The organism is Kitasatospora sp. NPDC101155 (genome assembly GCF_044768305.1).
Classification (GTDB): Bacteria; Actinomycetota; Actinomycetes; order Streptomycetales; family Streptomycetaceae; genus Kitasatospora.
Window position 1 is genome coordinate 119,282 of the sequence record NZ_JBIWPN010000002.1, and the last position, 13,502, is coordinate 132,783.

Genomic DNA, 13,502 nt, shown 5'->3' on the forward strand with positions numbered 1-13,502 from the left:
GGCCCCGCATGCTCCGTAGCAGACTGGGCAGGGTAGCCCGGGCCGCAATCGTGATCCCGAGGATGGTGAGTCCGGTGATACCGATATCCCGCACCACTGTGCCCGACCGGCAGAGCGCACCCACACCCCCGCCGGGGGTGACCCCGTTGACCGAATCGGGGGCGCGCAGCCATGTGTCGGGCGTCTGTTTCAAGATCGGACCGCCCCGCCTGGTCGGTGTGGAGGTCGAGTGGTTCGTCCACGACGACCGATGTCCCACCCAACCCGTTCGGCCCGAACTGCTCCACGCCGCACTGGAGTCGCTGCCCCTCGGCGGCCCGGACGGCACCTCGCTCCCCTCCGGTTCGCGCCTCACGCTCGAACCCGGCGGACAGGTCGAGCTCAGCTCCCCGCCCGCCACCGGCCTCGTGGCCTGCGTCGACGACACGCGACGCGATCTGACCGTCCTGCGGGCCGCCTTCGCGGCACAGGGTCTGCGCCTCACCGGTACCGGGACGGACCCGTTGGTTCGCCCCCGGCGGATGGTGCTGGACCACCCGCGCTACCTCGCGATGGAGCGATTCTTCGACTCGGCCGGCCCGTGGGGCCGGATCATGATGACCGGTACCGCGTCGGTGCAGGTGTGCCTGGACGCCGGTGACGCGGACGGCCCGCACGCGGTGGAACGGCGCTGGCAGCTGGTCCACCGGCTGGGCCCGGTGCTGGTCGCCGCCTTCGCCAACTCCCCGCTGCTGGACGGCAGGCCGACCGGCCACCGATCCACCCGGCAGACCGTCTGGTCCCGGATGGACCCGAGCCGCACCCTCGCCCCCGAGCCGGACCACGGCGACCCGCGCGAGGCCTGGGCTCGGTACGTGCTGGATGCCCAAGTCCTGTGCGTGCAACGGCCGGAGGGCATGCCGTGGACGGTCCCGCCCGGACTGACCTTCCGGGACTGGATCCGCGGCGCGGGCGAACGCCCGCCCACGCTCGCCGACTTGGAGTACCACTGCACCACGCTGTTCCCGCCGGTGCGCCCGCGCGGCCACCTGGAGCTGCGGATGATCGACGCCCAGCCCGGCGACGGCTGGGTGGTGCCCACCGCCCTCGTCACCGCGCTGCTGGACGATCCGGTGGCCGCCGACGCCGTGTTCGCCGCGCTGGAGCCGCTGGACTCCTTCGACCGGCGGGAGGGGGCGACCGGCCCGCGACCGCCGCGCAGCGAGGCCTGGCGCCGCGCCGCCACGCTGGCCGTCGCCGACCCCGAGCTGCGCCGCGCCGTCCTCACCTGCTTCGCCGCCGCCGACGCCGCGCTGGGCCGCCTGCCCGGCGCCGGCCGGCTGCGCACCGCCGTCGCCGAGTTCGCCGAGCGCTACCCCGCGCGCGGCCGCTGCCCGGCCGACGACCAGCTGGACGCCCTGCGCTCCGGCACCCGACGCACTCCGCCGGAGGAGGCACCATGACCGACGTCCGACCGCCCGCCGACCCGGGGACGGGCACCGAGGCGCTGCGCGAGAGCATCGCCGCCGAGCTGCTGGCCGCCCGCGACCGGACCGCCGCGCTGACCGACTGCGTGGAGGACGCCGATCTCACCGCCCAGCATTCGCCGTTGATGTCCCCGCTGGTCTGGGACCTCGCACACATCGGCAACCAGGAGGAGCTCTGGCTGCTGCGCAACGTCGGCGGCCGGGACCCGATGCACCCCGAGATCGACCCGCTCTACGACGCCTTCCAGCACCCCCGCGCCGAGCGTCCCAGCCTGCCGCTGCTGCCGCCCGCCGAGGCCCGCGCCTACGCCCACGAGGTGCGCGGCCGGGTGCTGGACCTGCTGGCGGCCAGCCCGTTGGAGGGCGCGCCGCTGCTGGACGCCGGGTTCGCCTTCGGGATGATCGCCCAGCACGAGCAGCAGCACGACGAGACGATGCTGATCACCCACCAGCTCCGCAAGGGCGAACCCGCCCTGGCCGCTCCCCCGCCGCCCCCGGCGCCCGCCGACGCGGCCGCCCTGCCCGCCGAAGTCCTGATCCCGGCGGGCCCGTTCACCATGGGCACGGACACCGAGCCGTGGGCGCTGGACAACGAGCGCCCGACGCACACCGTCGACCTGCCGGCCTACTTCCTGGACACCACCCCGGTCACCAACGCCGCCTATCAGCGCTTCATCGCGGACGGCGGCTACGACGACCCGCACTGGTGGACCCCGGAGGGCTGGGAGCACCGCCGCCGGGCCGGGCTGACCGCCCCGCTGTTCTGGAGGCTCCAGGACGGCCAGTGGCTGCGCCGCCGCTTCGGCACGGTCGAGCCCGTCCCGCCGAACGAGCCGGTACTGCACGTCAGCTGGTACGAGGCGGACGCCTATGCCCGGTGGGCCGGGCGGCGCCTGCCGACCGAGGCAGAGTGGGAGAAGGCGGCCCGGCACGACCCGGCCACCGGCCGCTCCCGCCGCTACCCCTGGGGCGACGGCCCGCCCGGCCCCGAGCACGCCAACCTCGGCCAGCGCCATCTGCGGCCGGCCGCGGCGGGCAGCTACCCCCAGGGCCAGTCACCGTACGGTGTGCGGCAGTTGATGGGCGACGTGTGGGAGTGGACGGCCAGCGACTTCCGCCCCTACCCGGGGTTCCGGGCCTGGCCGTACCAGGAGTACTCCGAGGTCTTCTTCGGGCCCGAGCACAAGGTGCTGCGCGGCGGCTGCTTCGCGGTGGCAGCGGTCGCCTGCCGGGGCACCTTCCGCAACTGGGACTACCCGGTCCGGCGGCAGATCTTCTCCGGCTTCCGCACCGCCCGCAGCCCGGAGGAGGCCTGATGTGTCGCCACCTCGCCTACCTGGGCGAACCGCTGGCACCGCAGGAGCTGCTGGTGCACCCGCCGCACGCGCTGTACCGGCAGTCCTGGGCGCCGCGGACCCAGCGGCACGGCACGGTCAACGTGGACGGCTTCGGCCTCGGCTGGTACGCGGACGGCGACGACCTGCCCGCGCGCTACCGCCGGGCCGGGCCGATCTGGGCGGACGCGACCTTCGCCGACCTCGCCCGGGTGATCCGCACCCGGGCGCTGCTGGCGGCCGTCCGCTCCGCCACCGAGGGCTGCGCGGCGGGCGAGAGCGCGGCCGCGCCGTTCTCCGCCGGGCGCTGGCTGTTCAGCCACAACGGCGCGGTGGCCGGCTGGCCCGGCAAGCTGGACCCGCTCGCCGCCCTGCTCCCGCCGGCCGAGTTGCTGGAGCTGGAGGCGCGCACCGACTCGGCCCTGCTGTGGGCCCTCACCCTGCACCGGCTGCGCCGGGGCGCGGACCCGGGCGAGGCGCTGGCGGCCACCGTCGCGGACGTCGCCGCGCACACCACCGGGCGGCTCAACCTGCTGCTCGCCGACGGCACCGCGATCGCCGCGACCACCTGGGGAGACACCCTGCACCACCGCACCCTGCCGGGACTCGGCACGGTGGTGGCCTCCGAGCCGTACGACGACGACCCGGGATGGACGCCCGTCCCGGACGGCTCCCTGCTGCTGGCCGACGCCCGGGGCGTGACCGTCCGGCAGCTCCCCAGCCACTACTGACCCTCCACTCTCCCTTCATCTTCTGAACAGAGGAACCACCCTGTCATGGACACATTCGATCTCACCCGACTGCTGCCCGCCGACCACTTCAGCACCGCGCTGCGCCAGGACGTGCAGCACGGCCTGACCTCCGAACCCAAGTGGCTGCCGCCCAAGTGGTTCTACGACGCGCGGGGCAGCGAGCTGTTCGAGGAGATCACCCGGCTGCCCGAGTACTACCCGACCCGCGCCGAACGGGCCATCCTGACCGCCCGGGCCGGCGAGATCGCCGCCGCGACCGGGGCCCGCACCCTGGTCGAGCTGGGCTCCGGCTCCTCCGAGAAGACCCGGCTGCTGCTGGACGCGCTGCGCGCGCTCGGCGCCCTGGAGACCTACGTCCCGGTGGACGTCAGCGAGAGCGCGCTGACCCTGGCCGGCGCCGCGCTCGCCGCCGAGTACCCGGGCCTGGCCGTGCACGGCGTGCTGGCCGACTTCACCGCCCGGCTCGGCCTGCCCCCGGACGGCGGCCCCCGCCTGGTCGCCTTCCTCGGCGGCACCCTCGGCAACCTGCTGCCGCAGGAGCGGGCCGCCTTCCTGCGCCGCGTGCGCGCGGCCCTCGACCCGGGCGACTTCCTGCTGCTCGGCACCGACCTGGTCAAGGACCCGGCGGTGCTGGTCGCCGCCTACGACGACAGCGCCGGGGTGACCGCCGAGTTCAACCGAAACGTGCTCAACGTGCTCAACCGCGAGCTGGGCGCCGACTTCGACCCGGACGCCTTCGAGCACGTCGCACGCTGGGACGCCGAGCAGGAGTGGATCGAGATGCGGCTGCGCTCGCTCCGCTCGCAGACCGTGAAGATCCCGGCGCTGGACCTGCCGGTGCACTTCGACCGGGGCGAGGAGCTGCGCACCGAGGTGTCGGCCAAGTTCCGCCGGGAGCGGGTGGCCGGGGAGCTGGCGGCGGCCGGGCTGCGGCTGAGCCACTGGTGGACGGACCCGGAGGGCCGGTTCGGCCTGTCGCTCGCGGCCCCGGCCTGAGCGGCCGCACCAACGCCCAGGGCGGGAACGCCCAATTTGCTTGTTCACCTTACGAATTCTCGAAGCACAGATTGAGGATCCCGGTGTACAAGACTTAAACGAATAGGGGTTACGATCGCGGCTACCGAGCTCAGTGTTGAGTACCAGGAGTCAAGATCGTGAGCGTCACCCAGAAGCCCTCCGGGGCGGTCGAGGCCCCCGCGCCCGGCCGCCTCGGCTTCGTCGTCTTCATCACCGCCGCCGCGGCCCTCGGCGGCTTCCTGTTCGGCTACGACAGCTCCGTGATCAACGGCGCCGTCTCCGGTATCCAGGGCAAGTTCGGTGTCGGCAGCGGCGAGACCGGCCTGATCGTCTCCTCGGCACTGCTGGGCTCGGCGGTCGGCGCCGCGCTGGCGGGCCGGTTCGCCGACCGCTACGGCCGCATCAAGGTCATGAAGGCGGGCGCGCTGCTGTTCGCGGTCAGCGCCGTCGGCTCGATGCTGCCCTTCTCCCCCTGGGACCTCGCCCTGTGGCGCGTCCTCGGCGGCGCGGCCATCGGCATCGCCTCGGTGATCGCCCCGACCTACATCGCCGAGGTCGCGCCGACCAAGTACCGGGGCCGGCTGGCCTCCTTCCAGCAGGCCGCGATCGTGCTCGGCATCGCGATATCCCAGCTGGTCAACTGGGTGCTGGCGGACGCCGCCGGCGGTGACACCCGCGGCCACCTGCTCGGCCTGGAGGCCTGGCAGTGGATGCTGGGCATCTGCGTGATCCCGGCCGTGGTCTACTTCGTGCTCTCCTCGATGATCCCCGAGTCCCCGCGCTACCTGATCCAGGCCGAGCGCCTGGACGACGCCCGCAAGGTGCTGGCCCAGGTCGAGGGCGACGGCATCGACACCGACGCCCGGATCGCCGAGATCCAGACGCTGATCGCCTCCGACCACCGCCCGCGCTTCCGCGACCTGCTCGGCGGCCGCTTCGGCCTGCTCCCGATCGTCTGGGTCGGCATCGGCCTGTCGGTCTTCCAGCAGCTGGTCGGCATCAACGTGATCTTCTACTACTCGTCGATCCTCTGGCAGTCGGTCGGCATCGACCAGGGCAACTCGCTGCTGATCAGCTTCATCGGCTCGGTCATCAACATCCTCGGCACCGTGATCGCGATCCTGCTGGTCGACCGGATCGGTCGCAAGCCGCTCGCCCTGATCGGCTCGGCCGGCATGGCCGTCACCCTCGCCGCGGCCGGCTGGGCGTTCTCCTCCGCCACCGGCTCCGGCGACCACGTCTCGCTGCCCGACCTCCAGGGCACCGTCGCGCTGATCTCCGCCAACGCCTTCGTGCTGTTCTTCGCGATGTCCTGGGGCGTGGTCGTCTGGGTGATGCTCGGCGAGATGTTCCCGAACCGGATCCGCGCCGCCGCGCTCTCCGTCGCAGCCTCCGCGCAGTGGATCGCCAACTGGGCGATCACCGTCTCGTTCCCGTCCCTGTCGCGCTGGAACCTCTCGGCGACCTACCTGGTGTACGCGGCCTTCGCGGCGCTGTCGATCGTCTTCGTGGCCAAGTACATGAAGGAGACCAAGGGCGTCCGACTGGAGGACATGGGCTGATCAGCCTTCCATGGGCTGGTCGGACCATCCGGCTCCCGGCCCCCGCACCCTAGCGCGATCGGCGCGGGTGCGGGGGCCGAATCGTTCACTCTCTGCGGCGGGTCGAGCACCTCCGGTACTCCTGTGCGGCAGGAGGGATGTGTCCTTGATCTTCAACCGGCTTCGCACCCGCAGAACCGCCACCGCCCCGAGCGGCGGCTGTCCGTACGCCCACGCCCACAACCACGTCGGCCCACCGGGCGCGTTCCCGCAGCCCGCCCCGGCGTCCGCACCGCAGACGCCGGGACCGCAGACGTCGGGACCGCACCCGTTCGAACCGCAGACGTCCGCACCGCAGACGTCCGCACCGCAGACGTCGAGACCGCAGACGCCCACACCGCACCGCCCGGGCCCGCAGCTGCCGCCCGAGCCACCGCCGTTCACCGACCCGGAGCAGGCCGCCGAGTTCATCCGCCAGTTCCACCGCGAGCAGCCCGCCGCCGGTGCCCCGAAGCCGCGGCTGCGCGCCGTCCTGGACGAGATCGACCGCACCGGCAGCTACCTGCACACCCCCGCCGAACTCGCCTACGGCGCCAAGCTCGCCTGGCGCAACGCCGCCCGCTGCATCGGCCGGCTGTACTGGCGCAGCCTGGTGGTCCGCGACCTGCGCCACCTCTCCTCGGCCGACGACATCGCCACCGAGTGCTTCGAGCACCTGCGGACGGCCGGCAACGGCGGGCGGATCCGCCCGGTGATCTCGGTGTTCGCCCCCGACCGTCCGGGCCGACCGGCCGCCCGCATCCTCAACCAGCAGCTGGTCCGCTACGCCGGGCACCGGGTCGACGGCGCCGTGGTCGGCGACCCGGCGGGCGCGGTGCTCGCCGCCCGGGCCCGCGACCTCGGCTGGAAGTGCGCCGAGGAGCGCTTCGACGTGCTGCCGCTGATCATCCAGGAGCGCCCGGGCGAGCGCCCCGTCTGGTACGAGCTGCCGGACGACACCACCCTGGAGGTGCCGCTCAGCCACCCCGGGTACGAGTGGTTCGCCGAACTCGGGCTGCGCTGGTACGCGGTGCCCGCGATCAGCGACATGACCCTGGAGATCGGCGGCGTGCGCTACCCCACCGCGCCGTTCAACGGCTGGTACATGGGCACCGAGATCGGCGCCCGCAACCTCGCCGACGCCGACCGCTACGACATGCTCGGCACCGTCGCCGAGCGGCTGGGCCTGGACACCTCCAGCGACCGCACGCTCTGGCGCGACCGTGCGCTGATCGAGCTCAACATCGCCGTGCTGCACTCTTTCCAGGAGGCCGGGGTGATGATCGCCGACCACCACACCGAGTCGGAGCGCTTCCTCAAGCACATCGCCCAGGAGAAGCGGCTCGGCCGCCCGACCCCGGCGGACTGGAGCTGGATCGTGCCCCCGGTCTCCGGCGCGCTGACGCCGGTCTACCACCGGTACTACGACCCGGTGGACCCGGAGCAGCGGCCGGCCTTCACGGCCCGCGAGCCCTGGTAGGACCGGCCCGGCACCGGCACCGCGAACGCGCACCGGGGCTGCGAACGCTCGCCGGGGCTACGCCCTCGCGGCGAGGCGCTCGAAGCGCAGCACGAGTCCGTCCAACAGCGCCTCCAGGCCGGTCTCGAAGGCACCCTCGTCCACCGTCCCCCGGTGCCCGGCCAGCCGGTGCGCCTCGCCGAGGTGCGGGTAGTCGGCCGCGTCGTAGACCCCGGCGTCCGCCGGGAAGCCGGCCGCGAAGGAGGCGAGCGCGGAGCCGGTGACGAAGTAGCGCATCAGCGCGCCGATCCGGGTGGCCTGGCCGCGCGGCCACCCGGACTCGACCAGGTGCCCGAAGACGGCGTCGGCCAGGCGCAGCGCGTTGGGCCGCCGCCCCGGGCCCTGGGCGAGCACCGGGACGATGTTGGGGTGGGCGGCCAGCGCGGCGCGGTAGGAGCGGGCCCAGTGGCGCAGCGCCTCCGGCCAGGGGGTCGTCGGCCTCGCCGGCCCGGTCGGGGGGCCGGGGTCCTCGCCACCGCTGAACATCGACAAGTCGACTTCGCCGATGACGCTGTCCACCACCGCGTCCAGCAGTTCGTCCTTGGTGGCGAAGTGGTTGTAGAGCGAGGGCCCGCTGACCGACAGCTCGGTGGCCAGGCGCCGGGTGGAGAGGGCGTCCAGCCCCTCCTCGTCGATCAGCCGCAGGGCGGCGGCGACGATGCGCTCGCGGCTGAGCAGCGGGGTGCGCGGACGGGCCATCGCGGTGACTTCCTCCGATTCCTCCGGCCGGCTCCCCCGGTCGGGTGGGTGGGGGACCGATTCTGACAGCTGCCTCTTCCCAGCGCGGGCCGCCCGGGGCTACAGTCCCCCCGTAAAACTTGCAGCGCTAGTTTATCGGCCCGAAGCGTCCACCGGGCCCGAGTCGGGAGCCGCCGTGAACCTGGAGTTGTCCGAGGAGCAGAGCGCCGTCCGGGACCTCGCCGCCGCCTTCACCGACCGCGAGATCGTGCCGTACGCCGCCGAGTGGGACCGCGTCGAGTCCGTGGACCGGGCGATCATCGGCAAGCTGGCCGAGCTGGGCTTCCTCGGCCTGACCATCCCCGAGGAGTACGGCGGCAGCGGCGGCGACCACCTCGCGTACTGCCTGGTGCTGGAGGAGCTCGGGCGCGGCGACTCGGCCGTGCGCGGGATCGTCTCGGTCTCGCTCGGCCTGGTCGGCAAGTCGATCAACAGCTACGGCACCGAGGAGCAGAAGCGGCACTGGCTGCCCCGGCTCACCTCCGGCGAGTCGCTCGGCTGCTTCGCGCTCACCGAGCCCGGCACCGGCTCGGACGCGGCCAACCTGACCACCCGGGCCGTCCGCGACGGCGACGACTGGCTGATCAGCGGTGCCAAGATGTTCATCACCAACGGCACCTGGGCCGACGTCGCGCTGGTCTTCGCCCGCACCGGCGGCGGCGAGCCCGAGCAGCGGGGCCACCGGGGCATCACCGCCTTCCTGGTCCCCACCGACCTGCCCGGCTTCGGCCGCACCACGATCCACGGCAAGCTCGGCCTGCGCGGCCAGGCCACCGCCGAACTCGCCCTGGACGGCGTCCGGGTGCCCGACAGCGCCCGGCTCGGCGAGGTCGGCAAGGGCTTCACGGTGGCGATGGCGGCGCTGGCCAAGGGCCGGATGTCGGTCGCGGCCGGCTGCGTCGGCATCGCCCGCGCCTGCCTGGAGGCCGCCGTGCGCTACGCGGGCGAGCGCGAGCAGTTCGGCCGGCCGATCGCCTCGCACCAGCTCGTCCAGGAACTGCTGGTCGGCATCGCGGTGGACGTCGAGGCCGCCCGGCTGCTCACCTGGAAGGTCGCCGACCACATCGAACGCGGCCTGCCCTTCGCCACCGAGTCCTCGATCGCCAAGCTCCACGCGAGCGAGGCCGCCGTCCGGGCCGCGAACAACGCGCTCCAGGTGTTCGGCGGCTACGGCTTCATCGACGAGTACCCGGTCGGCAAGTACCTGCGCGACGCGCGGGTGATGACCCTCTACGAGGGCACCAGCCAGATCCACCAACTGCTCATCGGGCGTGCCCTGACCGGCGTCAACGCCTTCTGACCCCCTTCCCCCGATAAGGAGCACGACGTGCGTCCCGTCTACTTCGCCGCCGCCCGCCGCACACCCATCGGCCGGCTGCGCGGAGCGCTCGCCACGGTCCGCCCGGACGACCTCTCCGCCACCGTGCTGCGCGCCCTGCTCGCCGACGTCCCCGCCCTCGACCCGGCCCGGATCGACGACGTCTACTGGGGCGCCGCCAACCAGGCCGGCGAGGACAACCGCAACGCCGCCCGGATGGCCGTCCTGCTGGCCGGCCTGCCGGAGAGCGTCCCCGGAGCCACCGTCAACCGGCTCTGCGCCTCAGGCCTGGAGGCCGTCACCCTCGCCGCCCGGGCCATCGGCTCCGGTGAGGCCGACGTGGTGCTGGCCGGCGGCTGCGAGTCGATGACCCGCGCCCCCTTCGTCCTGCCCCGCCCCGACGAGGCGCTGCCGCACCGGATCGAGACCTACGACACCCGGCTCGGCTGGCGGCTCACCAACCCGCGGATGGCCGAGCTGCACGGCGTGCTCAGCATGGGCGAGACCGCCGAGGAGGTCGCCGCCCGGTACGGCATCGGCCGGGAGCGCCAGGACGCCTTCGCACTGCGCAGCCACCAGCGAGCCGCCGCCGCCCGCAAGGACGGGCACTTCGACACCGAGCTGATCCCGGTCGAGCGGCCCGACGGGGTGACGGTCGGCCAGGACGAGGGCATCCGCGAGGACACCAGCCTGGAGAAGCTCGCCAGGCTCAAGCCGGCCTTCCGCCCGGGCGGCACCGTCACGGCCGGCAACGCCTCGCCGATGAACGACGGCGCGGCCGGGCTGGTCCTGGTCAGCGAGGAGGCGCTGCGCGACCTCGGGCTGCAGCCGCTCGGCCGGTACGTGGCCGGGGCCTCGGCCGGGGTGCACCCCGACGTCATGGGCATCGGACCGGTGCCCGCGACGCGGAAGGTGCTCGGACGGGCCGGCTGGACCCTCGCCGACCTGGACACCGCCGAGCTCAACGAGGCCTTCGCCGCCCAGGCACTGGCCTCCGCCGACGGCATCGGGTTCAGCCCGGAGCAGGCCGACGAGGTGGTCAACCCGAGCGGCGGGGCGATCGCCCTCGGCCACCCGCTGGGCGGCTCGGGCGCCCGGATCCTGACCACCCTGCTGCACCGGATGCACCGCACCGGCGCCCGACGCGGCCTGGCCACGATGTGCGTGGGCGTGGGGCAGGGTACGGCCGTGCTGGTCGAGAACGTCTGAGGGAGTTTCCAGTGATCGGAGGAACTGACATGGCCCGTTTCACGGGGAAGGTCGCCGTGGTGACCGGCGCGGCGCAGGGCATCGGCGCGGCCACCGCCCGCCGGCTGGCGGAGGAGGGCGCGGCGGTCGCCGTGGTCGACCTGACCGCCGAGCGGGCGGCCGGGACGGTCGCCGAGATCACCGCCAAGGGCGGCACCGCCCGGGCGTACGGCTGCGACGTGGCCGACTACGACTCCGTCGACGCGGTGTTCGCCCAGGTCGCGGAGGAACTCGGCGGGCTGCACATCCTGGTGAACAACGCCGGGATCACCCGGGACAACCTGTTCTTCAAGATGCCCAAGTCCGACTGGGACGCGGTGCTGACGGTCAACCTGACCAGCGCGTACAACTGCAGCCACGTGGCGCAGAAGTACATGGTGGCGCAGAAGTACGGGAAGATCGTCTCGCTCAGCTCGCGCTCCGCGCTCGGCAACCGGGGCCAGGCCAACTACGCGGCCGCCAAGGCCGGCATCCAGGGGCTCACCGCGACCCTGGCGATCGAGCTCGGGCCGTTCAACGTCAACGTCAACGCCGTCGCCCCCGGCTACATCGCCACCGCGATGACGGCGGCCACCGCCGAGCGGGTCGGCGCCACCGCCGAGGACCACCAGACCGAGGTGGCCGCCCGCACGCCGCTGCGCCGGGTGGGGCAGCCGGAGGAGATCGCGTCGGTGGTGGCCTTCCTGGCCAGCGAGGACGCCTCGTACGTGAGCGGGCAGACTCTGTACGTCAACGGTGGGGCCCGGTGACCCGACGGAGGCTTACCCGAGGCCGGTCAACTTGGTAAACTTGGCCAACTCGGTGAAAAGTGTGAAATCGGTGAGACTTGACTGACGATTGGTCAGTCGGCCGTCCCAGGTGCGGGGTTACCTTCTCCTGGGACGGCCTTTACCTTTTTGCGTGGCCGATCAGAACCATGCCGCTGATGGGACTACCCCACTAAATGACTATGGCATGATCATGCGGCAGTCGATGGGATGGCCGGACCGACCCGACCTGACCAAGGTCGGGCCCTGCGTCCCCCTCAAGGAGTCCCATGGGCAGCCCCGCTACCCTCCGCCGCGCCCTGGCTCTGCTCGCCGTGGGGGCCACCGCCCTCACCGCCGGCACCATCGCCGTACCGGCTGTCGGCGCGGCGACCGCCGCCCCCGCGCACGACCTCGCGGGCGTCCACGTCCGCCCCGCCTCCTTCGGGCACCACCTCGCCACCGCCCGCCCGGCGCCGCTGAGCACCACCCAGTGCGTCAGCCAGATCGGCATCCACTGCTACTCGCCCGTCCAGTACCAGGCCGCCTACAACCTGGCGCCGCTGTACAAGGAGGGCATCACCGGCAAGGGCCGCACGATCGTCATCGTCGACTCCTTCGGCTCGCCGACCATCCAGCACGACCTGGAGGTCTTCGACAAGCAGTGGGGTCTCAAGGACACCCAGGTCGAGGTCCGCAAGTGGGGCAACGTCCCCGCCTTCGACCCGAAGAACCCCGACCACACCGGCTGGGCCGGCGAGACCACCCTGGACGTCGAGTACGCCCACGCGATCGCCCCCGACGCCCACATCGTCCTGGTCGAGACCGGTGTCGCCGAGACCGAGGGCACCACCGGCCTGCCCGAGATGATGGACGCCGAGAAGGACCTCATCAAGAAGGGCGTCGGCGACGTCATCTCGCAGAGCTTCGGCGCCACCGAGAACACCTTCCCGGGCTACGACAAGGGCGACTTCAAGTCGCTGACCGACCTGCGCTACGCCTTCAAGGCCGCCGCCGACCGCAACGTCACCGTGCTCGCCGCCTCCGGCGACAACGGCGCCACCGACTCGCAGACCAACGGCACCGACCTGTACCCGTTCAAGGTCAACTCCTGGCCGTCCTCGGACCCGCTGGTCACTTCCATCGGCGGCACCCAGCTGACCCTGGACGACAACGGCAAGCGCACCGCGGCCGACAAGGTGTGGCACGACAAGTCCGGCGCCGGCGGCGGCGGCGTGTCCGGCATCTTCAGCCGCCCGTGGTACCAGACCGGCGTCGCCAACGTCACCGGCGAGCACCGCGGCACCCCGGACATCAGCATGAGCGCCGCCGTCGACGGCGCCGCCTGGACCTACGAGTCCTACGACCCGACCGCGGTCGGCTGGCACCTCACCGGCGGCACCAGCGAGGCCACCCCGCTGTTCTCCGGCATCGTCGCGCTCGCCGACCAGCTGGCCGGCCACCGCCTCGGCCAGCTCAACCCGAGCCTGTACGGCCTGAGCCTGCTCCCGAGCCAGTGGAGCGGCATCGTCGACGTCAAGGACGGCGACAACGGCTGGGGCGGCGTCACCGGCTACAACGCCACCGAGGGCTACGACCTCGCGAGCGGCCTCGGCACCATCGACGGCGCCAAGTTCGTCCACGCGCTCGCGGGCGACATTCAGGGTGACGACGACCAGCAGTGAGTAGTGGCCGGTCGTGGTGGGTGCGTGACGACTGCGACCGGCTTCTGACGGCTGACAAGTAACAGCGAACGGATAACAGATTTCGAAATCTGTTATCCG

11 protein-coding genes are annotated in these 13,502 nt (G+C 72.8%); 10 read left to right on the forward strand and 1 reads right to left on the reverse strand.

Annotated features, from left to right (window positions below; all coding sequences use genetic code 11):
• The first annotated feature begins 83 nt into the window (after nt 1-83).
• The 6 genes from egtA (at nt 84) to ACIRYZ_RS03095 (ending at nt 7,629) form a co-directional block, all read left to right on the forward strand.
• On the forward strand, nt 84-1,442 hold the full coding sequence (egtA, locus tag ACIRYZ_RS03070) for an ergothioneine biosynthesis glutamate--cysteine ligase EgtA (RefSeq protein WP_402939499.1): 1,359 nt from the start codon (nt 84-86) through the stop codon (nt 1,440-1,442).
• A complete protein-coding gene (egtB, locus tag ACIRYZ_RS03075) occupies nt 1,439-2,782 on the forward strand; it encodes an ergothioneine biosynthesis protein EgtB (RefSeq protein ID WP_402938763.1) in 1,344 nt (447 codons plus the stop codon). The genes egtA and egtB overlap by 4 nt, the downstream gene beginning before the upstream one ends.
• Nucleotides 2,782-3,531: an ergothioneine biosynthesis protein EgtC gene (gene egtC, locus ACIRYZ_RS03080; protein ID WP_402938765.1), complete on the forward strand. Its 750-nt coding sequence runs from the start codon at nt 2,782-2,784 to the stop codon at nt 3,529-3,531. Before egtB ends, egtC begins: the two co-directional genes overlap by 1 nt.
• Nucleotides 3,532-3,576: 45 nt before the next feature.
• Nucleotides 3,577-4,548 (forward strand): L-histidine N(alpha)-methyltransferase, encoded by a 972-nt coding sequence (gene egtD / locus ACIRYZ_RS03085; RefSeq protein WP_402938768.1) that lies wholly within the window; start codon nt 3,577-3,579, stop codon nt 4,546-4,548.
• Between the two features lie 158 nt (nt 4,549-4,706).
• Complete coding sequence (locus ACIRYZ_RS03090; protein ID WP_402938771.1) at nt 4,707-6,131, forward strand: sugar porter family MFS transporter; 1,425 nt, start codon at nt 4,707-4,709, stop codon at nt 6,129-6,131.
• A gap of 397 nt (nt 6,132-6,528) precedes the next feature.
• Complete coding sequence (locus ACIRYZ_RS03095) at nt 6,529-7,629, forward strand: nitric oxide synthase oxygenase (protein WP_402939502.1); 1,101 nt, start codon at nt 6,529-6,531, stop codon at nt 7,627-7,629.
• Between the two features lie 57 nt (nt 7,630-7,686).
• On the opposite strand, the gene ACIRYZ_RS03100 is transcribed toward ACIRYZ_RS03095, so the two are convergent.
• Nucleotides 7,687-8,367 (reverse strand): TetR/AcrR family transcriptional regulator, encoded by a 681-nt coding sequence (locus ACIRYZ_RS03100; RefSeq protein ID WP_402938774.1) that lies wholly within the window; start codon nt 8,365-8,367, stop codon nt 7,687-7,689.
• A gap of 175 nt (nt 8,368-8,542) precedes the next feature.
• Between ACIRYZ_RS03100 and ACIRYZ_RS03105 the strand changes: the two genes are divergently transcribed.
• The 4 genes from ACIRYZ_RS03105 to ACIRYZ_RS03120 all read left to right on the forward strand — a co-directional run bounded on the left by ACIRYZ_RS03105 (nt 8,543) and on the right by ACIRYZ_RS03120 (nt 13,403).
• Nucleotides 8,543-9,706 carry an acyl-CoA dehydrogenase family protein gene (locus ACIRYZ_RS03105; protein WP_402938776.1) on the forward strand — a complete coding sequence of 388 codons (1,164 nt, stop codon included), beginning with the start codon at nt 8,543-8,545 and terminating at the stop codon, nt 9,704-9,706.
• A gap of 27 nt (nt 9,707-9,733) precedes the next feature.
• Complete coding sequence (locus tag ACIRYZ_RS03110; RefSeq protein WP_402938779.1) at nt 9,734-10,933, forward strand: thiolase family protein; 1,200 nt, start codon at nt 9,734-9,736, stop codon at nt 10,931-10,933.
• Nucleotides 10,934-10,962: 29 nt separating this feature from the next.
• Nucleotides 10,963-11,721 (forward strand): 3-oxoacyl-ACP reductase FabG, encoded by a 759-nt coding sequence (gene fabG, locus ACIRYZ_RS03115; protein ID WP_387615472.1) that lies wholly within the window; start codon nt 10,963-10,965, stop codon nt 11,719-11,721.
• Nucleotides 11,722-12,008: 287 nt separating this feature from the next.
• On the forward strand, nt 12,009-13,403 hold the full coding sequence (locus tag ACIRYZ_RS03120; protein WP_402938781.1) for a S8 family serine peptidase: 1,395 nt from the start codon (nt 12,009-12,011) through the stop codon (nt 13,401-13,403).
• Nucleotides 13,404-13,502: the final 99 nt, after the last annotated feature.